We start from the raw sequence: 25,145 nt of genomic DNA on the forward strand, positions 1-25,145 counted from the left end.
AGATAGGCTTTTCTCAGCATTTATGTGATAAAATTAAAATAGTAAATAAAGGGAGAAAAGCCAAAAATAATATCATTACTTATTGTTTCACTTAAAAAATTAAAAAGATTAAAATAATCTGTGATTTCAGTAAACTCAGTACTATTTTGACTACCCTTATTAATTTTATTTTGTTCAATTAATGTTTTATTTTTTTCCAAGAATAATAATTTTTCATTTTGTTCTTTAATTTTACTATCAAGTTCTATTAAAAAATAATCTAATTGTTTAATTAATTTTAAATCTTCTTTTTTTTCTCAAAAATAAGAAAAAAAATTATATTTTAAATCATTTCTTAATTCTTTAATTAATTTACGGACTTCTCCCCACATGTACTTGTGGAGGGAATAATGAAACTGAATGAATTCAACAATGCTTTTCAAACTGAACAGCAATGTCTTGCATATATAGCAAATTTGAAAGAAAACAAATGTATTAGGTGTTTTAGTTTTAATTTGAATACTTCTGATTTAAAAAGAATGAGATGTTTAAAATGTAATCAAACATTTAGCATTCTCACAGGCACCATATTTTCAAGGTCACAAACATCTTTAACATCTTGGTTTTATCTTATCTTTAGATGAATAAACACCAAACATGGAATTCCATCAACAGATATTGCAAAAGAATTGGGAGTGACTTTGAAAACTGCTTGAAGAATGACTCATAAAATCAGAACACGTATTGCAAAACAAAAACCTCAATTTATTGTTGAAGGTACAGTGCAAATTGATGAAATGTATCTTTCACATATGGGTTTTAAAAAACAAGGAAGATCCTTGGTGAATAAAACCTTGATTGTTGGCATTTATCAAAAAACAACCAATAATTTAATTGTGAAAGTATTGAAAAACGCAAAGAGTAAAAATCTTTTGCAGTTTGCAAAAAACCACATTTCTTCAAAATGTCTTGTATATACTGATTCTTGAAAAGGATATTGCGATTTTAAATCAGTTTTCACTAAGCATGAAACAGTTAACCATCAAGATGGCTATGTTTCAAAAATTGGTGTAAATACCAACCAAATTGAATCAGTTTGAAAACATATAAGAAGAACATTTAAAACACATATCAAAGTTGCAAAACATCATGTTCATTTATATGCTAAAGAAGCTGCATATAAATTCAACAAGATACCTAGTTTTGAAACTGTAATTCTATGTTTGATTTAAAAATGTGGGGAGAAGTCCGTAGATAGGCTTTTCTCAGCATTTATGTGATAAAATTAAAATAGTAAATAAAGGGAGAAAAGCCAAGTCTTTAATTAAAAATATAAATTATTTTTCATTGAATAAAAATCTACTCCTATATAGTGACTATTAGCATCATATAATATTTCTTTTTCTTCTTCTTTAAAATTATTTTCAATTATATAATTAACAATTTTTTGAATTTTTACCAATTCTCCTACATCATATGTTGGATTATTTTTTTGATCTAATTCTTCTCTTAATTCATTTATTACCTTACTAATAATTTTAGAATGTTTTGTGACAACAATTACATCATAAAAATCTGTATCAAAATATAATTTATAATTATCATTTTTTTTAATTTTAATATTTAATAAAATACCATAACAAGCATAAAGAAATCTAGGGAGTGAACGTTTTAATTCAACATCACCATCTAAATAAATGCCTCCATATTGGTTTAATATAACAATTCTTATAAAATCTGATGCTGATTTTAGTTTTTCTTTAATTGCTAATCTATTATCGGACTTCTCCCCACATGTACTTGTGGAGGGAATAATGAAACTGAATGAATTCAAAAATGCTTTTCAAACTGAACAGCAATGTCTTGCATATATAGCAAATTTGAAAGAAAACAAATGTATTAGGTGTTTTAATTTTAATTTGAATACTTCTGATTTAAAAAGAATGAGATGTTTAAAATGTAATCAAACATTTAGCATTCTCACAGGCACCATATTTTCAAGGTCACAAACATCTTTAACATCTTGGTTTTATCTTATCTTTAGATGAATAAACACCAAACATGGAATTCCATCAACAGATATTGCAAAAGAATTAGGAGTGACTTTGAAAACTGCTTGAAGAATGACTCATAAAATCAGAACACGTATTGCAAAACAAAAACCTCAATTTATTGTTGAAGGTACAGTGCAAATTGATGAAATGTATCTTTCACATATGGGTTTTAAAAAACAAGGAAGATCCTTGGTGAATAAAACCTTGATTGTTGGCATTTATCAAAAAACAACCAATAATTTAATTGTGAAAGTATTGAAAAACGCAAAGAGTAAAAATCTTTTGCAGTTTGCAAAAAACCACATTTCTTCAAAATGTCTTGTATATACTGATTCTTGAAAAGGATATTGCGATTTTAAATCAGTTTTCACCAAGCATGAAACAGTTAACCATCAAGATGGCTATGTTTCAAAAATTGGTGTAAATACCAACCAAATTGAATCAGTTTGAAAACATATAAGAAGAACATTTAAAACACATATCAAAGTTGCAAAACATCATGTTCATTTATATGCTAAAGAAGCTGCATATAAATTCAACAAGATACCTAGTTTTGAAACTGTAATTCTATGTTTGATTTAAAAATGTGGGGAGAAGTCCGTAGATAGGCTTTTCTCAGCATTTATGTGATAAAATTAAAATAGTACATAAAGGGAGAAAAGCCTCTATTATTTTTAAATATTTGTTCAAATATTACTACATCATTATTTTCTAAATTTTCTATTTCTTTTAAACTAATAATTTTAATATTATTAAGTAACTTATGTTGTTGTTTTTCATTTTCAGTAATTTCTCTATTTTTTTCATTTTTAGAAATTCATAAAATAACTTCACGTTCATGTTGGTGTAATAAAGCCGCATAAATTATATTATTTCTTACAGTAATTGGTATTTCTCCAATTCATACAAAATGAATTGTATATTTATTATCTATAACTGACATTTTTTTAATAACTCTTATATTTTATTTAAATGCATTGTTTAAAAATGATAATTCATCTTCGATATTTAATCTTGGAAATAATAACTCTTTTTTATTAACAGATTTATTAAAAACTTCATTCAAGTTAATATTGACTATTGGTTTAGTAATTTTTAAGACACCCAATTGTTCACGAATTTTTAATGAACTATTAACCAAAATTGGACTTAATAAAGCACTACTAATAATTAAAATATTTGCTAATAAATTTAAAATATTATGTAATTCAATAGTTTTATTATTTTTATGTAAATCTCATGGTTTTGTTAAATCAATTAATTTATTACCACTAGTTATTAATTTAAAAACGACATTAATTGCTTCATGAATTTGATACTCATCCATTTCAATATTAAAATCATTAATAGTACTTTTAATAATTTTAATTATTTCTATTGCTTCTGGTTGTAACTTATTTAAATTAACTTTGGGAATTTTACCATCACAATATTTAATGATCATTGTAACTGTTCGCGAAAGCAAATTACCTAAATCATTAACAAGATAAGAGTTATAACAATTTAAAAATAATTCATGACTATATTTTGCATCATGACCAATAATAATTTCTTTCATTAAAAAAAACCGTAATCCATCTGCACCATAACGATTTACTAATACTAAAGGATCAATAACATTACCTTTTGATTTTGACATTTTTCCTTCTTCATTAGTAATTCAACCGTGAGCCAAAATTCGATTTGGTTGTCTCAAGTTTAATGCCATTAATAAAATTGGCCAATAAATCATATGAAAACGACTAATTTCTTTACCAACTAAATTCACAATTTCACAATTTGAATCTAGTCAAAATTTTTTAAAATTAATGTCATCATCTTGTAAATAACCTAATCCTGTTAAATAATTACTTAATGCATCAATTCAAACATAAATAACATGTTTTGGATTTTCTAATACTGGTACCCCTCAAGTAAAACTCGTTCTAGTAACACTTAAATTTTCTAAGCCTGGCGTAATAAAATTATTAATCATTTCCGTTTTACGATTAAGTGGTCATAAAAATAATGAGTGTTCATCATAATATTTTAATAATTGTTTAGTATATTTTTCCAATTTTAAAAAATATGATGGTTCTGATAAAGTAGTAATATTACCTTGACATATTTTACATGTATTATTAGTTTTATTAATTTGGCTATCTGTCAAAAATTCTTCACAAGAAATACAATATGAGCCTTCATATTTTCCCAAATAAATATCATTTTGTTTTAATAATTTGCTGAATATTTTCTGAACACTTAAAATATGATTTTTATCAGTTGTTCTAATAAATTTATCATAATCAATATTTAAGTTTTTTCATAAATTCTTAAACCCAACAACAATATCATCAACAAATTTTTGTGGAGTTTGTTTATTTTCATCCGCCTTTTTAGCAATTTTTTGACCATGTTCATCACTTCCAGTTAAAAAGAATACTTCATAACTTTGCATTTTCTTATAGCGAGCTAAAACATCAGCAATAATTGTTGTATAAGCATTTCCTAAGTGTAACTTAGCACTAGGATAATAAATAGGGGTAGTAATATAAAATTTTTTTGTCATTATTTGCTCCTAAATTTAATAATTATAATTTTACATTAAAATAGTATTTTTTATTGTAATACTTATTTAAATTAATAATATTTTATTAATCTTTATTTTTTTATAAAATCGAACATTTTTGTTGATATTGATTTTTATTAAAACCATTATCAGAGTTAACAGCATCTATATCAACATTTAAGTAAAACTTATAATAACTATTTAAGTGTTAAAGAACACTACTTTTTTCATTATCATAATTATTTACTGGTAAATACTGATTACCATTACTCATTAATGGTTGATTTTGTAATTTTCCTTAAATTGCAAAATCATATCAATGTCTCAAAAGATCATTTTTTTCTCATTGTCTTCTTTTTTCTTTTTCTATTTTTTCTAAAATATTATTAAGTTTTAAAATTTTTAATCCAACTTTTTTCAATTCTTCTTTTTGATTACTTATATTAACTTTTTCACATACTATTTTGTTAATTCGTTTTTTTTCAAAATTATAATAACCAAAAGTTAAAAACTTAACTAATTTATTCTTAAATTTAAAAATTTTACTTGTTTTTTGTTTTTCGAAAATTTCTAACTTTTTAATACTATTTATATTATAAGAAAGAAATATAGATTGTTTTTTAATATATGACTGCAATGTTTTTTCACATTTATATTTCTTATTACTAATATAATATAATATTATTTTTATTTTATTAATTTTCTTTTTTAATAAATTAATATCTAATTCTCCATTATCTTTTAAGTATCGATCATCTAAAACATCATAAAAATGTTCTTCATTATCATCATAGCTTGTAATAAAATTAAAATGTTGATTTATAAAAGGAAAACTATTATCGATTTTGTATTTCTTCATAATTTTCACTCCTTAAACTTATATAATCTAGTGACTAATTACAATATTTTCTTAATCTTTTATATTTATTGATTATTAGATAAAATAAAAAAAATAAAAATTAATAAATTAAATGCTAATTAAATTTAATATTAAACATTATTTATCTTTAAAAACTTTTTTAAAAATATAATCAACATTTATTAAAAAAATATTATTATTACAACATTCATTTAACTGTTCACTAGTTAAATATTGATTAATATTATTCTTTATTAATACATCTTTAAAATTAATCATTTTATTTTGTGCTTCTAAAGTGCATTTTTGAATAAAATCATAAGCAATTTCACGTGTTATTTTTGGATTATTTTTAATAATAGTCAATAAAATTACTTGTGAAAAATAAAGTTCATTAGCTTTAGCAATATTATTTGCCATGGCACTAGTATTAATTACTAAATTATCTAAAATATTTGTCATTCTATTAATAATAAAATCTAATATATGATAAATATCAGGTAACATAATGCGTTCATTAGAACTATGAGAGATATCACGTTCATACCATAATAAATTATTCTCATATACTATACTATTATAACTTCGAACTAATCTTGCTAAACCACAAATATTTTCAGAACCAATTGGATTTTTTTTATGTGGCATTGAACTTGAACCTTTTTGTGAAATAGAAAATCCCTCTAAAAGTTCATTAACTTCGCTACGTTGACTAAAACGAATTTCTAAAGCTATTTTTTCAATTGTTGTAGCAATTGAACTTAATTGTGTAATTAAAAAAATCAAACGATCACGTTGTACTACCTGCGTAGCACAACTGTCAACTTCCATTTTTCATTTTTTAGCAATAAATTCACTAACTTTTGGCGAAATATGAACAAAATTACCCATAGCACCCGTAATCTTAATAACTTCAACTTGTTTTCTTGCTAATTCCAACCTTACTAACTGTCTATTTATTTCATCGTATCATAAAGCAAATTTTAATCCTAATGAAGTTGGTTCACCAAAAATACCATGACTGCGACCAATTACTAATTGATTTTTATATTTAAACGCTAACTCTTTTAATTTCAATTGTAAAGTAATTAAATCTTTTTCAATAATTTCATTTGAAAATTTTATTTGTAGATTTTGGACACTATCAACCATATCAGTTGAAGTTAAACCATAATGAATTCAACGACTTTCAGTTTTTAAGTTAGCACTCAACATTCTAGTAAAAGCAACTACATCATGCTTAGTTTCTAATTCTAATTTATTCATTAATTCAATATCTAATTTAGCATTTTTTTTAATTAATTGAAAATCTTTAAGAGGAATTATATTTAAATGTTGTAATGATTCACAAACATCAATTTGAAAATTCATTCATAAGTTTAAACGATTTTTCATATTTCAAATATTAGTCATTGCTTTTGTTTCGTAACGTTCAATCATTTTTACTCCTTAATAAATATAGTTTGTTTACGATCTGGACCAACAGAAAATATTCTAATTGGAACACCCACCAACTCACTAATTTTTTTTAAATAATTTTTAGCATTTTCTGGTAATTCATCATAACTAGTAATATTAGTAATATCTTCATTTCAGCCACGCATAGTAATAAAATGTGGTTGACATTTATTAAAGTTATTAATTTGAGAAGGTATGTATCTAATTATTTCGCCATTTAAAGTATAATGCGTACAAATGCTTAATGTTTCAATACCAGTAAGCACGTCTAACAACATAATAGCTAAACTAGTAAATCCATTAATTTGTGCACTATACTTAGCAATAACTGCATCAAATCATCCAATTCTTCTTGGTCTTTTTGAAACTGTGCCATATTCATTACCAGTCATACGAATATAATCTGCTAATTTACCAAAAACTTCACTAGGAAATGCACCAGCACCAACTCTTGTACTGTATGCTTTAGTTACACCAATAATTTCGTTAATTGCTTTTAAAGAAATACCTGAACCAATAGCAATTGAACTAGCACTTGGATTAGAAGATGTTACAAAAGGATATGTACCATGATCTAAATCTAATAAAGTACCTTGTGCTCCTTCAAATAATATCTTTTTATTTCTAACTAATTGTTCATTTAAAAATTGACCAGTATCAATAATTAAATCTTTAAAGTATGGTAATAATTCTAATAAACGATTATATATTGTTTGCGCATTAAATTCTTTTTCATATCCATAAACATTTTTTAATATTTTATTTTTAATTAACAAATTATCAGTAATCAATTCTAATAGCCGATCCTTATCTAATAAATCACCCATTAGAATTCCAATCCGATTAACTTTATCAGCATAACAAGGTCCAATTCCTTTTTTAGTAGTGCCAATAGCTTTATCGCCCTTAATTTTTTCTTCATATTCATCAAATGCTAAATGATAAGGTAAAATAATATGAGCACGATCAGAAATCCGTAAATTTTGACAACTAAAACCGGCAGCTTTTAAATATTCAATTTCAGAAACTAATTTTTCTGGATTAACAACACAACCATTAGCAATAACACAATATGAATCTTTATTAAAGATACCAGAAGGAATAATACTTAATTTATATTTTTGATGATCAAAAACAATTGTATGTCCGGCATTATCACCACCACTTCAACGAACAATAACATCAGAATTTTGACTATAATAGTCAGTTATTTTACCTTTTCCTTCATCACCTCATTGACAACCAATAATAGCGGTAGTTTTAAATGGTTTTGGTTGATCAATTTTTGATATTAAAATATTTTTAGTATTAACAATTTTATTAGCAATTTTTTGATTTTCTTCTTTTATTATATGTTTTGATTTTTCAAAATCTACTTTCATCTTATTAATGATTGGCTTAACAGTGTCAGTTTTTATTGATTGCGTTTTTACTTTAGTTGCTTTTTTTACATCTTTAACTTTTGGTTTAATAGTTTTATTAAGTTGTTCAACTTTAGTTTTTGCCTTTTCTATTGTTGGTTTGATTATATTTTTTTTTGCTTTCATATTGTCTCCTTTATACTCAAAAAAAGTATTTATAAATTTATAAATTAATTATATAATTATTTAATAATGATTATCAAAATATTGTTATTAAAATAAACTAGTAAAGGAAACTTAAAAAATGAAATGAAATTTTGATAATGACAGTTTTCAAAATGATAATAATGATGATTTTGACAAACTTTGTCCTATTTGTAAGCAAAAATTACTAGAAGCAAAACTTGAAAAAATAAATGAAATAAATCAATATCAGCAAACACAAAATGATATTTTATTAATTGAAGAAATAAAAAAAGAATTAGAAAAAATTAAAAAAGAAAAAGAAACACAACTTTATGTTTACTTATGTAGAAAACATAAAAATGAAAATATTCTTTAATATTTTTATAATATATTAATTATTTTTTATTATATTTATTAATAATATTTTCAAATTTACTATCAGTAATTCAACTACTAATGCTTTCTACAAAAAATTGTTTATGATCTTTTATATTCTTTAACTCATCATTACTAAACTTACTCAAAACTCAATCAGCCGTGTTAAAATTAGGATTTTTACCAACACCAATTCTTAATCTTTGAAAATCTTTACTACCAATTTGATTAAAAATACTTTTAATTCCATTATGACCAGCAGCACTAAATTTTTGTTTGTATTGAAATTGACCAAAATTTAAATCAACTTCATCGTGAATAATTAACACATTTTCAATTTTAATTTTAAAATAATTCATAAAATTTGAAACACAAAAACCTGATAAGTTCATAAAAGTTAATGGTTTTAAAAAAATAACATCAGTGCCATTAACAACAGTTTTAACATATTGACCATTAAATTTAGTTTGATTAATTTTTAATTGTAATGTTTCACAAATCATATCAATAATAATAAAACCAATATTATGACGTGTCAATTCATACTCTTTACCTGGGTTTCCTAATCCAATAACTAATTTCATCTATTTTAAATTTCCTCTTTATTATGGCTTTTCTCCCTTTATGTACTATTTTAATTTTATAACATAAATGCTGAGAAAAGCCTATCTACGGACTTCTCCCCACATTTTTAAATCAAACATAGAATTACAGTTTCAAAACTAGGTATCTTGTTGAATTTATATGCAGCTTCTTTAGCATATAAATGAACATGATGTTTTGCAACTTTGATATGTGTTTTAAATGTTCTTCTTATATGTTTTCAAACTGATTCAATTTGGTTGGTATTTACACCAATTTTTGAAACATAGCCATCTTGATGGTTAACTGTTTCATGCTTAGTGAAAACTGATTTAAAATCGCAATATCCTTTTCAAGAATCAGTATATACAAGACATTTTGAAGAAATGTGGTTTTTTGCAAACTGCAAAAGATTTTTACTCTTTGCGTTTTTCAATACTTTCACAATTAAATTATTGGTTGTTTTTTGATAAATGCCAACAATCAAGGTTTTATTCACCAAGGATCTTCCTTGTTTTTTAAAACCCATATGTGAAAGATACATTTCATCAATTTGCACTGTACCTTCAACAATAAATTGAGGTTTTTGTTTTGCAATACGTGTTCTGATTTTATGAGTCATTCTTCAAGCAGTTTTCAAAGTCACTCCCAATTCTTTTGCAATATCTGTTGATGGAATTCCATGTTTGGTGTTTATTCATCTAAAGATAAGATAAAACCAAGATGTTAAAGATGTTTGTGACCTTGAAAATATGGTGCCTGTGAGAATGCTAAATGTTTGATTACATTTTAAACATCTCATTCTTTTTAAATCAGAAGTATTCAAATTAAAATTAAAACACCTAATACATTTGTTTTCTTTCAAATTTGCTATATATGCAAGACATTGCTGTTCAGTTTGAAAAGCATTTTTGAATTCATTCAGTTTCATTATTCCCTCCACAAGTACATGTGGGGAGAAGTCCGTATATTATTTTTTACTATTTTTATTATTAATTTTTTTTATTAATTCATTTGTTTTATCATCATAAACTTTTGTTAATGATTTATTATTAATTGAAGCATCAATCATTTTTGCAATAAAATCAGCAATTGAAATAATTTTTAAACCATTAAACTTTTTTTCCTCAGAAATTTCAATAGTATTAGTAATAACAACTTCCTTAATAATTCCATCAATAACAGCTTGTTTCAAATTTTTTGAAGATTGACCACTAAAAATACCATGAGTAGCTAAAATATAAACTGATTTTGCACCATGTTCTTTAATAGCTTTTGCTGCATTAATAATAGTACCACCTGTATCAATCATATCATCAATAATAATAGCATTCTTTTCTTTAACATCTCCTAATACAAACTTAACTTGACTTTGATTAGGAGTTGTTCTTCTTTTATCAATAATTGCCAAAGGTACACTTAAATAATTACCCAATCTTCGAGCACGAGTAACACCACCATGATCTGGAGATACAACAACTAAATTAGTTAAATTTTCTTCAATTAAATAAGATGCTAAATCTTGAGTTGCTCGTAAATCATCAACAGGAACATCAAAAAATCCTTGTTCTTGTGGTGAATGTAAATCAACAGTAATAACACGATCAACACCCGCAACAGTTAATAAATTTGCAACAAGTTTACAAGTAATAGGTTGTCTACCACCTTGTTTTCGATCTTGACGAGCATAACCAAAATAAGGAATTACTACATGAATTTTAGCAGCAGATGCACGAACTAAAGCATCAACAAAAATTAATAATTCCATTAAATTATCATTAGTTGGCGGCGAAGTTGATTGGATAATATATACCACTTTCTCTCGTACTGATGTTATAGATTGAATGTTAAATTCACCATCAGTAAAACGACTAATTTCTGCTTTTCCAGGTTCAATATTAAGTTTTTTACAAACTTCTTGTGTAAATTTTTGACTAGCACTTAAACCAAAAACTACAATGTTTTCTACATTATTCATTAAATCCTCCTTTACATGTTTCTAAAAATTATAATTATAATTTCATTATACAATGTTTATTACAATTTAAGTATATTAAATTTAAAGACTATTAATTAAAAATAATTAATAAAAAGTTATATCTTTTGCAAGAAAAAATAAAATCATTATAATAGTTAACGGATAATAAATATTTAAAAATATGTTTATTAATAAACAAGGATTATTGCTGAGGTGTTTTATATACTTATTATCCACATTCTAATATCATTAATTTTAATAATTATTCTGAAAGGTATCTATTATTAATAATAGTAAATAACTGGTAAAACATTGAAAATGTTAATTCTTCAGATCTTATTGTTAATGATCAAGATAAGTCGTTAATTAAATTAACGGCTTTTTCTTTGCTATTTAAATAAATACCCAAATTGTTAACTAATGTTTTTCTCTTATTAACAAAACAACTTCTTACAAATTTTCAAAATAATTGTGGTTCATCAAGTTGAAATTTAGGATTTACTTTAAAATAAACAACACTACTTGTAACATTAGGTATCGGAGTAAAATTATTAGGACTAACATCAAAAATAATTTTAACATCACAATAAAATTGACACATAACAGAAAGATTATTATATACTTTAGTTTTAGGTTTAGCACAAAATCTTTGTGCAACTTCTTTTTGCATCATTAATGTAAATGAATCAAATAATTCAATATTTTCTAATAATTTTAAAACAATTTGTGAAGTAATATAATAAGGCAAATTTGCAATTACATGAATTTTTTGATTTATTGCAAATTCTTCATTAATGATTTTTTTTAAATATAAATTTAAAAAATCATCATTTATAATTTTTAAATTTTTGTATTCATTTAATTCTTTTTCTAAAACAGGAATTAATTTTTTGTCAATTTCAATTGTCACAACTTTTTGCGCAGTGCTGAGTAATTTATTAGTTAAATGACCAATGCCCGCTCCAATTTCAACAATGCCATCTTCATCTTTAAAATTACTAGTTTTAACAATTTTATCAATTATATTATTATTAATTAAAAAGTTTTGTCCAAACTTTTTAACTGCATGTAAGTCGTATTTTTTCAATATTTTTTTTGGATTTTCCATTATTATTCTCCAATTCACATTTTTAGTTAATTATATACTAGTAATAATTAAACAAATAGTTAGCCAACTAATCATATATGCTAAATTTACTACTAGCAAATCTACATGTGGTAATATTAACATATATCAACTTAATAAATAAATATTAATTTGAGTGGGAAAAGGAGATGATTTTTATATGGCAACAAAAATAGAGGTTGCTAATGACGGACACAATAACCAAGACGTTAATATTGTTTCTCTAGATTTAGGAACAAGAAATTTAATTGTCAGAGTTAATGGAAGGGTTGTTTATAGTCAACCATCAGCAATTGTATTTGATACAGAAAACGGAGAAGTATTCATTGGTGAAGCCGCTTTATTAATGAAGGAAAAAACTCCAGCGAATAAAATTTTCAGAGAACCAATGGCTAATGGTGTTATTAGTGACAATAATGCTTTGATTGCTTTATTAACTGAAATTTTTACACAAATTATTGATGTGAAAGCTGAAAAAATTTGAGAAAATTCAGTAGCACTTGTAGCTATTCCATCTAATGTTTATAAATTAGATAGAACTGTTTTACGTGAAATTCTACAAGGAAAAAAAATAGCTAAAATTCCAATTTATAGTGATAAATTTCCCAATAGATATAATGCAAGTAATGAAAGCGTAATGAAAGCTGAAAAAGTTGTTATTGTTCCTGAAGTAAAATTGGCAGCTATTGGTGCTGGGGAAGCACTTTGAGATGCTTCAGGAGTATTTATTCTTGATATTGGTGGTGGAACTTCTGACTGTGCCATTTTATCAAGTGGAGAAGTTATTGTTCAAGATTCAATTCCAATTGCTGGAAATGCTATTGAACGTAGTATTAAAGAACATTTTGAAAAAATGCACTATATATCTCTTAGCTCAATGGAGGCTGAAAAAACAAAAATTAGTGCTGGTATTTGAATAGATGGTGAAAAAGATAGTGAAAATAAAATTACTATCCATGGAAAAAGTACTAAAACTAAAAAACCTGAACAAATTACAGTTCCTAAGCAAGAAGTAGCTAGAGTAGTTACTGAAGCCTTTGAACCAATTGTTGCACTATGTAGTGACATTATTGATAAAGCTGGACCTGCCTTTTCAGAAATGATTATGAAAGACGGTTTAACTATCACTGGTGGGGGTGCTTTGCTTGAAAATATTACAACTTATCTAAAAAAACGACTAAATTTAGAACATGTGGTATCTGCTAATAATCCAAGAGAATGTGTAATTAGAGGGACTCAAGCCTATGAAACTCATAAACAAGATGTATATGAAAAAGGATTCATTAGACCAAGTAATTAAAATTCCGGGTGTGTAGAAGGAGGAAAAAAAATGGGATTATTTGATAAAAAACCCAAAGAAAACTTAAATAAAAAAAGTAATATTAAGTCTATTAATGACTACCAATGATTAGCTTTAGATGTTGGAACAGAAAACTTTAAAGCAAGGTATGTTAACATTGGACTTACATATGATGCTCCAACTTATCTTGCTGAAGACTATGAAAAAAATGTTATTCTTTATGGTGAAGAAGCTAAAGCTTTAATTGATAAAACAAATGAAAATGTTGTTATTAAGCGTCCAGTTCGTGATGGTAATATTGCTGATCCAGATGCTTTACAACGTATCCTTGCTAAAATTTTTCAAGATTTTAGACTTGAAATTAAAGATTCAAAACAAGCTGATAAAAACCGTAATTTAATTGTTTTAATGGCAACACCAAGTGAAATTAATTCAGTACAAAGAGAAGCATTAGAAAATATAGTTCATCGTTTAGGAGCACTTCGTGGATTTGTTCAAGAAGAAGTTAAAATGGCAGCATTAGGTTCAGGCCAAGATATTTTTGGAACTGCAATTATGTGTGTTGATATTGGTGGGGGAAGTACTGATATTGCCGTACTTAGCAACGATTCAATCCTATATTCATATACAACACATTGTGCTGGAGACTATTTAACACAAAAAATTCAAGAATACATAGCTAAAAAGCATGCTTTAAAAATTGGTACTAAAGAAGCAGAAGATGTTAAAAAGAACATCGGTTCACTTATGAAATATCAAGATGAAAAACCATATACTATTTCAGGTGTTTCATTACCTAGATTAGACTCTCAGCCAGGAGAAACAATGTCAATTTCTAAAACTATTGAAATTACACCAGAAGAAATTCGTGAAAATGTAATGCAAGTTCAATTTAGAGAACATGTTATTCCATCAATTCGTAGAGTACTAAGAACTTCTGGGGAAAAAGCTGCTGGTAGTGTTAGTGACTTAAAGAAAAAAGGTAAGGGAATCACAATTTGTGGTGGTGGAGCTTACATTAAAAAAATTGATGAATTTATTAAAGAAGAATTGGCTAAGGAATATTTCATCGAAGTTAAAGCTGAAAAAGGTACAAAACCAATTCGTCAAAAATATGAGGGAGATATTTTTGAAGTACGTGTTGCTCAAAATCCTTTAGATAATGTTATTGATGGTTGTGTAAAATATCGTGATACAATTTACAAACAATTAATAGTTGAACAAAATCCTAACCGCGAAATTCTAACAAAAGATGAAGATTTAGGATAAAAAATAAGTTTAAATAAAATGCACTTTTAAAATTTATAGAAGTGCATTTTTTACTTATATAAATAATAAAGGCTTTTCTCCCTTTATGTACTATTTTAATTTTATCACATAAATGCTGAGAAAAGTGGATGGGTTACACTTTATTGGACACTAATTACATAGACAAGTGAACAAAGAAAGGAACTATAATTATGGCCAATATTAACTCATATACCGATGAATTTAAAAAACAAATAGTAGCTTTATATCAAAGTGGCAAATCAGTATCTTGCCTTGTTAAAGAATATAATGTTACAAGAGCAGCTACTTACAATTGAATTAAGCAATTTACTAATTCAGGTAGTTTTAAAACTAAAGATAATCGTTCTGTTGAAGAAAATGAATTAATTAAATTAAGAAAAGAATTAAAACAATTAAGAATGGAAAATGATATTTTAAAGCAAGCAGCACTAATAATAGGCAGAAAGTAGAGATTATTGCAAATAATAAATCTAAATATAAAATTCGCACAATGTGTCATTTTTTAAAACTCTCTAAATCAACATATTATTTTAATTTAAAGAAAAAAAATAAAATTCAAAATAATATTTATGAACAAGCTGTTATTAGTGCTTTTAAAAAAAATAAAGAAGTTTATGGTACTAGAAGATTAAAAGTCATTCTAGAAAACCAAGAAATTTATTTATCAAGACGAAAAATTAAAGAAATTATGAATAAACATAATTTAATATCAAAATACACTAAATTATCATTCAAAAATTATCATAATAAAGTCAATGATAGTCAAATAACCAATCTTGTTAATAGAAACTTTAATAATAGAGTTAAAAATGAAGTTATTGTTAGTGATTTAACTTATGTTCAAGTAAATGGTAAGTGAAACTATTGGATGGGTTACACTTTATTGGACACTAATTACGTAGACAAGTGAACAAAGAAAGGAACTATAATTATGGCCAATATTAACTCATATACCGATGAATTTAAAAAACAAATAGTAGCTTTATATCAAAGTGGCAAATCAGTATCTTGCCTTGCTAAAGAATATAATGTTACAAGAGCAGCTACTTACAATTGAATTAAGCAATTTACTAATTCAGGTAGTTTTAAAACTAAAGATAATCGTTCTGTTGAAGAAAATGAATTAATTAAATTAAGAAAAGAATTAAAACAATTAAGAATGGAAAATGATATTTTAAAGCAAGCAGCACTAATAATAGGCAGAAAATAGAAATTATTGTCAAAAATAAAGTTAAATATAAAATTCGCACAATGTGTCATTTTTTAAAAATCTCTAAATCAACATATTATTTTAATTTAAAGAAAAAAGAAAATAAAATCAAAAATAATATTTATGATGAAGCTGTTATTAGTGCTTTTAAAGAAAATAAAGAAGTTTATGGTACTAGAAGATTAAAAGTCATTCTAGAAAACCAAGAAATTTATTTATCAAGACGAAAAATTAAAGAAATTATGAATAAACATAATTTAATATCAAAATACACTAAATTATCATACAAAAATCATAATAACAAAGTTAACGATAGTCCAATAAACAATCTTGTTGATAGAAACTTTAATAATAGAGTTAAAAATGAAGTTATTGTTAGTGATTTAACTTATGTTCAAGTAAATGGTAAGTGAAACTATATTTGTTTATTAATTGACCTATTTAACCGCGAAATAATTGGACATAGTGTAGGTACTAAAAAAGATGCATCATTAGTATATCAAGCATTTATGCACTCAAATCGCTGTTTAAAAGATATTCAAATATTTCATAGTGATCGCGGTAATGAATTTAATAATAAAATTATTGATAAACTTTTACTAGCATTCAATATTAATCGCTCTTTAAGCAAAAAAGGTTGTCCTTATGATAACGCTGTTGCTGAAGCAACCTTTAAAACTTTCAAAACCGAATTTATTAATGATAAAAATTTTACATCATTAATCCAATTAAAATTAGAATTATTTGATTACATCAATTGATATAACAACATAAGAATTCACAGCACTTTAAACTACTTAACTCCAGTTAATTATCAAAAACAAATGTCTACCAAAAAATAGTCCTAAAAAAGGTTGCCATTCCATATATTTGTTTATTAATTGACCTATTTAACCGCGAAATAATTGGACATAGTGTAGGTACTAAAAAAGATGCATCATTAGTATATCAAGCATTTATGCACTCAAATCGCTGTTTAAAAGATATTCAAATATTTCATAGTGATCGCGGTAATGAATTTAATAATAAAATTATTGATAAACTTTTACTAGCATTCAATATTAATCGCTCTTTAAGCAAAAAAGGTTGTCCTTATGATAACGCTGTTGCTGAAGCAACCTTTAAAACTTTCAAAACCGAATTTATTAATGATAAAAATTTTACATCATTAATCCAATTAAAATTAGAATTATTTGATTACATCAATTGATATAACAACATAAGAATTCACGGCACTTTAAACTACTTAACTCCAGTTAATTATCAAAAACAAATGTCTACCAAAAAATATTCCTAAAAAGGGTTGCCATTCCAAAAGCCTATCTACGGACTTCTCCCCACATTTTTAAATCAAACATAGAATTACAGTTTCAAAACTAGTTATCTTGTTGAATTTATATGCAGCTTCTTTAGCATATAAATGAACATGATGTTTTGCAACTTTGATATGTGTTTTAAATGTTCTTCTTATATGTTTTCAAACTGATTCAATTTGGTTGGTATTTACACCAATTTTTGAAACATAGCCATCTTGATGGTTAACTGTTTCATGCTTAGTGAAAACTGATTTAAAATCGCAATATCCTTTTCAAGAATCAGTATATACAAGACATTTTGAAGAAATGTGGTTTTTTGCAAACTGCAAAAGATTTTTACTCTTTGCGTTTTTCAATACTTTCACAATTAAATTATTGGTTGTTTTTTGATAAATGCCAACAATCAAGGTTTTATTAACCAAGGATCTTCCTTGTTTTTTAAAACCCATATGTGAAAGATACATTTCATCAATTTGCACTGTACCTTCAACAATAAATTGAGGTTTTTGTTTTGCAATACGTGTTCTGATTTTATGAGTCATTCTTCAAGCAGTTTTCAAAGTCACTCCCAATTCTTTTGCAATATCTGTTGATGGAATTCCATGTTTGGTGTTTATTCATCTAAAGATAAGATAAAACCAAGATGTTAAAGATGTTTGTGACCTTGAAAATATGGTGCCTGTGAGAATGCTAAATGTTTGATTACATTTTAAACATCTCATTCTTTTTAAATCAGAAGTATTCAAATTAAAATTAAAACACCTAATACATTTGTTTTCTTTCAAATTTGCTATATATGCAAGACATTGCTGTTCAGTTTGAAAAGCATTGTTGAATTCATTCAGTTTCATTATTCCCTCCACAAGTACATGTGGGGAGAAGTCCGTAATTTAATTGTGAAAGTATTGAAAAACGCAAAGAGTAAAAATCTTTTGCAGTTTGCAAAAAACCACATTTCTTCAAAATGTCTTGTATATACTGATTCTTGAAAAGGATATTGCGATTTTAAATCAGTTTTCATTAAGCATGAAACAGTTAACCATCAAGATGGCTATGTTTCAAAAATTGGTGTAAATACCAACCAAATTGAATCAGTTTGAAAACATATAAGAAGAACATTTAAAACACATATCAAAGTTGCAAAACATCATGTTCATTTATATGCTAAAGAAGCTGCATATAAATTCAACAAGATACCTAGTTTTGAAACTGTAATTCTATGTTTGATTTAAAAATGTGGGGAGAAGTCCGTAGATAGGCTTTTCTCAGCATTTATGTGATAAAATTAAAATAGTACATAAAGGGAGAAAAGCCATTATTAATAATAATTTTTTTAAAAGGAGATTTTATGAAAAAATATCGTAAATTTTTTATAATTTTCATAGTTTTATTGGTTACTGGTTTACTTGCTTGAATTATTGTTTGAAGTTGCCAAGTTAATTATAATCGTGATTATTATCTTAGTTTATTACGTTATCGTTGATCATCAGAAATTACTAGTTTTATTAAAGAGAATGAACGAAAAATTAAAAACCCAGCTAGTCAAATGGCAAATAATGAATTTAATAGTTTTTATGATAATGCTAGTAAACCATTACCTTTTCTTGATTTTAATCAATTAGCACATGATTTAACTAATACACGACTAGGAACTCAAAACAGTAATGTTGATTGAGAAAAATTATATAAAGATGTTGTTTTAAGTCAACTTGCTACTGAAACAGCAAAAAAAAGAACAATTACGTTTTTATAATATTATGGCAGGAGTATATGGTAAAAATAATATTTTACGTTTAATGCAAAGTGTTACTCAAGCACCAATATCAAATAAAAACGTCGTTGCTTATAATCAATATTCTTATCTAATTAATAGTCAACGTCAAATTTATGGTCCAGATTTTGTTAATACTAAAGAAATTAGCGCAAACTATCAAGCGGGTTGATGAGCAACTAATAACATAATTAGTGTTAGTACTCATGAATATGGTCATGCTTTCGATAATTTTTTATCATTAACGGATGATGAACGTAGTACGTTTAATAACAATTGAAATTGACCTAAAAATAATAAAATCGAAAATTGTTTACTTAATAAAAATATTTTTAAAATTAATAATGATTATTCATCTGTTTGAAGAGCACAAAATCACATGATGAGGGCGCCAATTTCTGATTGTAGTCAATTATTAATGGATTACTTAAATGATAAAGTTAATATTAGTAATAGTGATTATCAAAAAAGATTAGTATTCCCAATGATTATTGTGCAAAGTAATTATGGTCGTATATTTTGAAGCCAAGCGAAACCCTATAAAAAAGGTGAATTTTTTGCCGAAGCCTTTGCTGAATGATTATTAACGCCGCAATCTGGACGAGGGTGAAATTGAGAATTATTAAATGATTTTTTTATTAAAAAATTACCAACTTATTTATAAATTTTTCCATAAAATATTTTAATTAATAAACTTTTTTAATTCTTCTGTTTTTAAAATTCCTAGAATTTTATTAAAATTAATATTATTTATACTAGTTAATCTTAATAATCTTGTATTTTTAATAGTTTTTAATTTATCAAATATCATAGATTTCCTATCTTTTTTAATTTTAATCATTAAATTTTAATAAATAACTATCCACAAGAAGTCTATTATATAGAGAAACATGAAGCAATATTAATAAAGGAAAATTATATAAAATAATAACCTAAAAATAAAATAATATTTATTTTTTTTACAAATTAATTATTATTAAGGCTTTTCTCCCTTTATGTACTATTTTAATTTTATCACATAAATGCTGATAAAAGCCTATCTACGGACTTCTCCCCACATTTTTAAATCAAACATAGAATTACAGTTTCAAAACTAGGTATCTTGTTGAATTTATATGCAGCTTCTTTAGCATATAAATGAACATGATGTTTTGCAACTTTGATATGTGTTTTAAATGTTCTTCTTATATGTTTTCAAACTGATTCAATTTGGTTGGTATTTACACCAATTTTTGAAACATAGCCATCTTGATGGTTAACTGTTTCATGCTTAGTGAAAACTGATTTAAAATCGCAATATCCTTTTCAATAATCAGTATATACAAGACATTTTGAAGAAATGTGGTTTTTTGCAAACTGCAAAAGATTTTTACTCTTTGCGTTTTTCAATACTTTCACAATTAAATTATTGGTTGTTTTTTGATAAATGCCAACAATCAAGGTTTTATTCACCAAGGATCTTCCTTGTTTTTTAAAACCCATATGTGAAAGATACATTTCATCAATTTGCACTGTACCTTCAACAATAAATTGAGGTTTTTGTTTTGCAATACGTGTTCTGATTTTATGAGTCATTCTTCAAGCATTTTTCAAAGTCACTCCCAATTCTTTTGCAATATCTGTTGATGGAATTCCATGTTTGGTGTTTATTAATCTAAAGATAAGATAAAACCAAGATGTTAAAGATGTTTGTGACCTTGAAAATATGGTGCCTGTGAGAATGCTAAATGTTTGATTACATTTTAAACATCTCATTCTTTTTAAATCAGAAGTATTCAAATTAAAATTAAAACACCTAATACATTTGTTTTCTTTCAAATTTGCTATATATGCAAGACATTGCTGTTCAGTTTGAAAAGCATTGTTGAATTCATTCAGTTTCATTATTCCCTCCACAAGTACATGTGGGGAGAAGTCCGATTATTAATAAGTTTTATTAATTTCTTTTGTCTAACAAAATAACCAATTAAAATTAAAACTCCAGGAATAACAAATGTTGTTAAACTAAATAAACCTGTTAAAAATAATCATTTTTCTTCAATAAAATAATTATTTAAACAAAGTAAAAAGGGAATCACCTGAAATAGTCCATAAATAATTATTAAAATAATAACTAATGAAAAATAATTAAAAAATGTAAATATTCCATAAATAATACAACTAATAAGTAATATTATTGACATAATCATTCCAATTATTAAACCTATTTTAATAAAATTATTATTTATCATTTTTTGACTACTCCTTTTTTTACTTTATATAAAATTTTAATATAAAATGTTATAATATTATTATAATACTTATGGGAGAAAGATAATCTAATGCAAAAAATAAATATTTTGTTTAAAAATCAGATTCAAAAGAAAATTAAAGTAAATAATTTATTAAAACATAAAAATCAAATTGTATATTTTTATAATGTAATTGTCTTTAAAACATATATATTATTTTATTATTATTACTATAAATAAAAAACACAAACTTAAAATACTACCAATTGATAATAATATTATAAACTACTACTTTTTCAGCTAGATTAATAATTTAACAAGTTAATATTATTATTTTTTTAAAAAAATCTTTAAAAGAATACTATAAAAATATTAGCCACTGCTTATAAAAAATAAATAATATAAAAACTTTTTTCTAACTAAAAGCAGATTGTAATTTGAAGTGTAAAACTTTGAATTACAATCTGCTTTAATAATTTTATATTATAACTTTATTTTAAATATTTAATTAATAATCTATTGCAAATTTCAATCCATACCCTAAACTTCTAGTTAAATATACATTAGAAAATGACATATCGAATGTTAATTTTGCAGGAAATAAAAATTGAATGTGTCAATCAAGATTATCAAAAAATAATGCAGTAGTTATACCTCTAACAACTTCAGCAGTTGCTAAAAAATCTTGATACGATTCTTTAAATGAAAAATTCATTCTATTATATGCTACTTCTTCATCTGTAATTTTTCCCTCATTAATTTTATTAATTTCTTTTCCCATTATTTTTAAAGGAACAGAAAATACATCATAATGTTCTGAACCTCAGTCTATTTTATCTGAACCATTATTTAAGAATCATTCTAATATTATAATAGATTTTGGTTTTTGAAAAGATTTTAAACCTGTAGAAACTACAAAATCTCAACTTTCATAAGATGGATTTGATACTGATGAAGTTTTATAACTATGAACAATATCTTTTTTATTTTCACTAAATTCATAAGTTATTTCTTTAACTTCTTTTGGACTATTATTTATATTTAAAAAACTATTTGAAACCAATCGTTCCTAATAATGTTACTAAAGCTTTCATATATATTTTCCTTTCATAAATTAAAATATTACATTTTTATTTTTATAAATATTCCATAATTTATTTTATTAAACTTCTGGAACCCAATTAACTTTTAAATCATTATTTTCACCAATAAAATGGTTTTTTCCCTCATCTGTTAATGTTAATCGGACTTCTCCCCACATGTACTTGTGGAGGGAATAATGAAACTGAATGAATTCAACAATGCTTTTCAAACTGAACAGCAATGTCTTGCATATATAGCAAATTTGAAAGAAAACAAATGTATTAGGTGTTTTAATTTTAATTTGAATACTTCTGATTTAAAAAGAATGAGATGTTTAAAATGTAATCAAACATTTAGCATTCTCACAGGCACCATATTTTCAAGGTCACAAACATCTTTAACATCTTGGTTTTATCTTATCTTTAGATGAATAAACACCAAACATGGAATTCCATCAACAGATATTGCAAAAGAATTGGGAGTGACGGAAATGTTTAGTAATCTGTGTAACTTACAAAAATAACTATGTTTAATTAATTCTAGTAAATATAATTAAATGACTAGAAAGAGTGAGTTACAGATGGCTAAAAAAGATAACTTTAATAATAATGATCCAATATCAAAAGCAGTAGATTTATTACTAGAAAATACTGAAGATTTAACAACAGTTTTTAAACCTGGCGGTTTATATAAAGAATTAACAAAAAGATTAGTTGAAAAAATGTTGAATTCTGAAATGCAAAATTATTTAGGATATGAAAAAAATCAACATAGTACTACTGAAAATGCTCGTAATGGTACAAGTTCAAAAAAATTAATAACTCAACAAGGTAAAATTGAAATTGATGTACCAAGAGATCGCAATAGTAATTTTACTCCTGTAATAGTTCCTAAAAGGCAAAGAAGATTTGATGGTTTTGATCAACAAGTTCTTTCCTTGTATGCAAAAGGAATGACATTATCTGACATTAGAATGCAGTTGCAAGAGTTATATCATGGTGCTGATATTAGTGAAAGTGTTATTAGTCAAATTACTGATGATGTTATTGATGATGTTAAAGCATGACAAAATCGACCATTAGAAAGTATTTATCCTATTGTTTATTTTGATTGTATAGTAGTTAAAGTACGACAAGATAAACGGATTATTAACAAATCAGTTTATATAGCATTAGGAGTTGATTTAGAAGGCAAAAAAGATGTTTTAGGATTATGAATTAGTGAAAATGAAGGTTCTAAGTTTTGATTATCTAATTTCACAGAAATGAAAAATCGTGGCTTAAATGATATTCTTATTGCTTGTAGTGATAATTTAACAGGCATGTCAGAAGCAATACAATCAGTTTATCCTAAAACAGAACATCAATTATGCATTGTTCATCAAATTAGAAATAGTTTAAAATATGTTTCATACAAACATCGAAAAGGTCTAGTTGCAGATTTAAAACCAATTTATAGTGCATGTAGCGAAGAACAAGCAATGCAAGCTTTAGAATCGTTTGAAAGTAAATGAAATAAACAATATCCTCAAATTACTAAATCTTGATATAAAAATTGAGATAATTTAATGGTTTTTATTAGTTATCCAGTATAAATCAAAAGAGTGATTTATACTACAAATGCTATTGAATCTGTTAATAGTCAATTACGAAAAATCATCAGAAATAAAAAAGTTTTTCCTAATGATATGGCAGTTTTCAAAATATTTTACTTGGCAATTGAAAATATAACAAAAAAATGAACATTGCCTATTCAAAATTGAAATACAGCAATTGCTCATTTTATGATAAAATTTGAAGACAGAATTAATCTAAATTAGTAACTTTGTAAAACAAAGATACACAGATTATTAAAAAGCCTCGGAGTGACTTTGAAAACTGCTTGAAGAATGACTCATAAAATCAGAACACGTATTGCAAAACAAAAACCTCAATTTATTGTTGAAGGTACAGTGCAAATTGATGAAATGTATCTTTCACATATGGGTTTTAAAAAACAAGGAAGATCCTTGGTGAATAAAACCTTGATTGTTGGCATTTATCAAAAAACAACCAATAATTTAATTGTGAAAGTATTGAAAAACGCAAAGAGTAAAAATCTTTTGCAGTTTGCAAAAAACCACATTTCTTCAAAATGTCTTGTATATACTGATTATTGAAAAGGATATTGCGATTTTAAATCAGTTTTCACCAAGCATGAAACAGTTAACCATCAAGATGGCTATGTTTCAAAAATTGGTGTAAATACCAACCAAATTGAATCAGTTTGAAAACATATAAGAAGAACATTTAAAACACATATCAAAGTTGCAAAACATCATGTTCATTTATATGCTAAAGAAGCTGCATATAAATTCAACAAGATACCTAGTTTTGAAACTGTAATTCTATGTTTGATTTAAAAATGTGGGGAGAAGTCCGTAGATAGGCTTTTCTCAG

27 protein-coding genes and 3 pseudogenes are annotated in these 25,145 nt (G+C 25.2%); 15 read left to right on the forward strand and 15 right to left on the reverse strand.

Features of this window, described 5'->3' with window-relative positions:
• Nucleotides 1-20 precede the first annotated feature (20 nt).
• Nucleotides 21-371 (reverse strand): hypothetical protein, encoded by a 351-nt coding sequence (locus AACL02_RS12195; protein WP_339041872.1) that lies wholly within the window; start codon nucleotides 369-371, stop codon nucleotides 21-23.
• 327 nt (nucleotides 372-698) lie between these two features.
• Here AACL02_RS12195 and AACL02_RS12200 point away from each other — a divergent pair, with 327 nt between their 5' ends.
• Nucleotides 699-1,211 carry an IS1595 family transposase gene (locus AACL02_RS12200; RefSeq protein WP_281749673.1) on the forward strand — a complete coding sequence of 171 codons (513 nt, stop codon included), beginning with the start codon at nucleotides 699-701 and terminating at the stop codon, nucleotides 1,209-1,211.
• Between the two features lie 92 nt (nucleotides 1,212-1,303).
• Here AACL02_RS12200 and AACL02_RS12205 read toward each other — a convergent pair whose 3' ends face one another.
• On the reverse strand, nucleotides 1,304-1,750 hold the full coding sequence (locus AACL02_RS12205) for a glycosyltransferase (protein ID WP_339043747.1): 447 nt from the start codon (nucleotides 1,748-1,750) through the stop codon (nucleotides 1,304-1,306).
• Between the two features lie 49 nt (nucleotides 1,751-1,799).
• Between AACL02_RS12205 and AACL02_RS12210 the strand changes: the two genes are divergently transcribed.
• The gene (locus tag AACL02_RS12210; RefSeq protein ID WP_339043600.1) at nucleotides 1,800-2,615 is read left to right on the forward strand and encodes an IS1595 family transposase; all 816 of its coding nucleotides are present in this window, start codon (nucleotides 1,800-1,802) and stop codon (nucleotides 2,613-2,615) included.
• On the opposite strand, the gene AACL02_RS12215 is transcribed toward AACL02_RS12210, so the two are convergent.
• The 5 genes from AACL02_RS12215 to AACL02_RS12235 form a co-directional block, all read right to left on the reverse strand.
• Nucleotides 2,601-2,723, reverse strand: a complete 123-nt coding sequence (locus tag AACL02_RS12215) for a hypothetical protein (protein WP_339041873.1) — start codon at nucleotides 2,721-2,723, stop codon at nucleotides 2,601-2,603. The genes AACL02_RS12210 and AACL02_RS12215 overlap by 15 nt on opposite strands.
• Nucleotides 2,724-2,997: 274 nt before the next feature.
• Complete coding sequence (gene metG / locus AACL02_RS12220) at nucleotides 2,998-4,581, reverse strand: methionine--tRNA ligase (protein ID WP_339041875.1); 1,584 nt, start codon at nucleotides 4,579-4,581, stop codon at nucleotides 2,998-3,000.
• A 298-nt stretch (nucleotides 4,582-4,879) separates the two neighbouring features.
• The gene (locus AACL02_RS12225) at nucleotides 4,880-5,440 is read right to left on the reverse strand and encodes a hypothetical protein (RefSeq protein ID WP_339041877.1); all 561 of its coding nucleotides are present in this window, start codon (nucleotides 5,438-5,440) and stop codon (nucleotides 4,880-4,882) included.
• Between the two features lie 138 nt (nucleotides 5,441-5,578).
• Complete coding sequence (gene purB / locus AACL02_RS12230; RefSeq protein ID WP_339041879.1) at nucleotides 5,579-6,880, reverse strand: adenylosuccinate lyase; 1,302 nt, start codon at nucleotides 6,878-6,880, stop codon at nucleotides 5,579-5,581.
• Nucleotides 6,881-6,882: 2 nt separating this feature from the next.
• Nucleotides 6,883-8,445, reverse strand: coding sequence for an adenylosuccinate synthase (locus AACL02_RS12235; RefSeq protein ID WP_339041881.1), 1,563 nt, complete (start codon nucleotides 8,443-8,445; stop codon nucleotides 6,883-6,885).
• Between the two features lie 118 nt (nucleotides 8,446-8,563).
• On the opposite strand from AACL02_RS12235, the gene AACL02_RS12240 reads away from it, so the two are divergent.
• Nucleotides 8,564-8,821: a hypothetical protein gene (locus AACL02_RS12240; protein WP_252320612.1), complete on the forward strand. Its 258-nt coding sequence runs from the start codon at nucleotides 8,564-8,566 to the stop codon at nucleotides 8,819-8,821.
• 19 nt (nucleotides 8,822-8,840) lie between these two features.
• On the opposite strand, the gene pth is transcribed toward AACL02_RS12240, so the two are convergent.
• From pth to rsmA, 4 genes are all read right to left on the reverse strand, one after another.
• Nucleotides 8,841-9,404 carry an aminoacyl-tRNA hydrolase gene (gene pth / locus AACL02_RS12245; RefSeq protein ID WP_339041883.1) on the reverse strand — a complete coding sequence of 188 codons (564 nt, stop codon included), beginning with the start codon at nucleotides 9,402-9,404 and terminating at the stop codon, nucleotides 8,841-8,843.
• Nucleotides 9,405-9,511: 107 nt separating this feature from the next.
• Entirely contained in the window at nucleotides 9,512-10,333 is an 822-nt protein-coding gene (locus tag AACL02_RS12250; protein WP_339040763.1) for an IS1595 family transposase, read from the reverse strand.
• Nucleotides 10,334-10,372: 39 nt separating this feature from the next.
• The gene (locus tag AACL02_RS12255) at nucleotides 10,373-11,380 is read right to left on the reverse strand and encodes a ribose-phosphate pyrophosphokinase (RefSeq protein WP_339041885.1); all 1,008 of its coding nucleotides are present in this window, start codon (nucleotides 11,378-11,380) and stop codon (nucleotides 10,373-10,375) included.
• Between the two features lie 262 nt (nucleotides 11,381-11,642).
• A complete protein-coding gene (rsmA, locus tag AACL02_RS12260; RefSeq protein ID WP_339041887.1) occupies nucleotides 11,643-12,488 on the reverse strand; it encodes a 16S rRNA (adenine(1518)-N(6)/adenine(1519)-N(6))-dimethyltransferase RsmA in 846 nt (281 codons plus the stop codon).
• Nucleotides 12,489-12,666: 178 nt separating this feature from the next.
• On the opposite strand from rsmA, the gene AACL02_RS12265 reads away from it, so the two are divergent.
• The 6 genes and pseudogenes from AACL02_RS12265 to AACL02_RS12290 all read left to right on the forward strand — a co-directional run.
• A complete protein-coding gene (locus AACL02_RS12265) occupies nucleotides 12,667-13,806 on the forward strand; it encodes a rod shape-determining protein (RefSeq protein ID WP_339041889.1) in 1,140 nt (379 codons plus the stop codon).
• 30 nt (nucleotides 13,807-13,836) lie between these two features.
• Entirely contained in the window at nucleotides 13,837-15,075 is a 1,239-nt protein-coding gene (locus AACL02_RS12270) for a rod shape-determining protein (protein ID WP_339041891.1), read from the forward strand.
• Between the two features lie 191 nt (nucleotides 15,076-15,266).
• Complete coding sequence (locus AACL02_RS12275) at nucleotides 15,267-15,545, forward strand: transposase (RefSeq protein ID WP_339040490.1); 279 nt, start codon at nucleotides 15,267-15,269, stop codon at nucleotides 15,543-15,545.
• Between the two features lie 41 nt (nucleotides 15,546-15,586).
• Nucleotides 15,587-15,805, forward strand: a pseudogene (locus AACL02_RS12280) (IS3 family transposase); the annotation flags it as partial.
• A 222-nt stretch (nucleotides 15,806-16,027) separates the two neighbouring features.
• A protein-coding gene (locus AACL02_RS12285; RefSeq protein ID WP_339040217.1) for an IS3 family transposase occupies nucleotides 16,028-17,148 on the forward strand; the annotation gives its coding sequence in 2 pieces (ribosomal slippage) (nucleotides 16,028-16,271 and nucleotides 16,271-17,148; 1,122 coding nt in all).
• A gap of 23 nt (nucleotides 17,149-17,171) precedes the next feature.
• Nucleotides 17,172-17,603, forward strand: a pseudogene (locus AACL02_RS12290) (IS3 family transposase); the annotation flags it as partial.
• 48 nt (nucleotides 17,604-17,651) lie between these two features.
• Here AACL02_RS12290 and AACL02_RS12295 read toward each other — a convergent pair.
• Nucleotides 17,652-18,344, reverse strand: a complete 693-nt coding sequence (locus AACL02_RS12295) for an IS1595 family transposase (RefSeq protein WP_339043748.1) — start codon at nucleotides 18,342-18,344, stop codon at nucleotides 17,652-17,654.
• Between the two features lie 147 nt (nucleotides 18,345-18,491).
• Between AACL02_RS12295 and AACL02_RS12300 the strand changes: the two genes are divergently transcribed.
• The 3 genes from AACL02_RS12300 to AACL02_RS12310 all read left to right on the forward strand — a co-directional run bounded on the left by AACL02_RS12300 (nucleotide 18,492) and on the right by AACL02_RS12310 (nucleotide 20,057).
• The gene (locus tag AACL02_RS12300; RefSeq protein ID WP_339041893.1) at nucleotides 18,492-18,854 is read left to right on the forward strand and encodes a transposase; all 363 of its coding nucleotides are present in this window, start codon (nucleotides 18,492-18,494) and stop codon (nucleotides 18,852-18,854) included.
• A 116-nt stretch (nucleotides 18,855-18,970) separates the two neighbouring features.
• On the forward strand, nucleotides 18,971-19,375 hold the full coding sequence (locus tag AACL02_RS12305; RefSeq protein ID WP_339041895.1) for a hypothetical protein: 405 nt from the start codon (nucleotides 18,971-18,973) through the stop codon (nucleotides 19,373-19,375).
• The gene (locus tag AACL02_RS12310) at nucleotides 19,332-20,057 is read left to right on the forward strand and encodes a hypothetical protein (protein WP_339041897.1); all 726 of its coding nucleotides are present in this window, start codon (nucleotides 19,332-19,334) and stop codon (nucleotides 20,055-20,057) included. The genes AACL02_RS12305 and AACL02_RS12310 overlap by 44 nt, the downstream gene beginning before the upstream one ends.
• Nucleotides 20,058-20,455: 398 nt before the next feature.
• On the opposite strand, the gene AACL02_RS12315 is transcribed toward AACL02_RS12310, so the two are convergent.
• The 3 genes from AACL02_RS12315 to AACL02_RS12325 all read right to left on the reverse strand — a co-directional run bounded on the left by AACL02_RS12315 (nucleotide 20,456) and on the right by AACL02_RS12325 (nucleotide 22,958).
• Nucleotides 20,456-21,271 carry an IS1595 family transposase gene (locus AACL02_RS12315; RefSeq protein ID WP_339043749.1) on the reverse strand — a complete coding sequence of 272 codons (816 nt, stop codon included), beginning with the start codon at nucleotides 21,269-21,271 and terminating at the stop codon, nucleotides 20,456-20,458.
• A gap of 861 nt (nucleotides 21,272-22,132) precedes the next feature.
• Nucleotides 22,133-22,687 (reverse strand): hypothetical protein, encoded by a 555-nt coding sequence (locus AACL02_RS12320; protein ID WP_339041899.1) that lies wholly within the window; start codon nucleotides 22,685-22,687, stop codon nucleotides 22,133-22,135.
• 133 nt (nucleotides 22,688-22,820) lie between these two features.
• The gene (locus AACL02_RS12325) at nucleotides 22,821-22,958 is read right to left on the reverse strand and encodes a hypothetical protein (RefSeq protein ID WP_339041901.1); all 138 of its coding nucleotides are present in this window, start codon (nucleotides 22,956-22,958) and stop codon (nucleotides 22,821-22,823) included.
• On the opposite strand from AACL02_RS12325, the gene AACL02_RS12330 reads away from it, so the two are divergent.
• The 3 genes and pseudogenes from AACL02_RS12330 (at nucleotide 22,904) to AACL02_RS12340 (ending at nucleotide 25,108) form a co-directional block, all read left to right on the forward strand.
• Nucleotides 22,904-23,230 carry a hypothetical protein gene (locus AACL02_RS12330; protein WP_339041903.1) on the forward strand — a complete coding sequence of 109 codons (327 nt, stop codon included), beginning with the start codon at nucleotides 22,904-22,906 and terminating at the stop codon, nucleotides 23,228-23,230. The two genes, AACL02_RS12325 and AACL02_RS12330, sit on opposite strands and share 55 nt — an antisense overlap.
• 57 nt (nucleotides 23,231-23,287) lie before the next feature.
• Nucleotides 23,288-24,526: pseudogene (locus tag AACL02_RS12335) on the forward strand (IS256 family transposase).
• Nucleotides 24,527-24,571: 45 nt separating this feature from the next.
• On the forward strand, nucleotides 24,572-25,108 hold the full coding sequence (locus tag AACL02_RS12340) for an IS1595 family transposase (protein ID WP_339041905.1): 537 nt from the start codon (nucleotides 24,572-24,574) through the stop codon (nucleotides 25,106-25,108).
• Nucleotides 25,109-25,145: the final 37 nt, after the last annotated feature.

Source organism: Spiroplasma endosymbiont of Apeira syringaria (assembly GCF_964020205.1).
Taxonomy (GTDB): domain Bacteria; phylum Bacillota_I; class Bacilli_A; order Mycoplasmatales; family VBWQ01; genus Spiroplasma_E; species Spiroplasma_E ixodetis_A.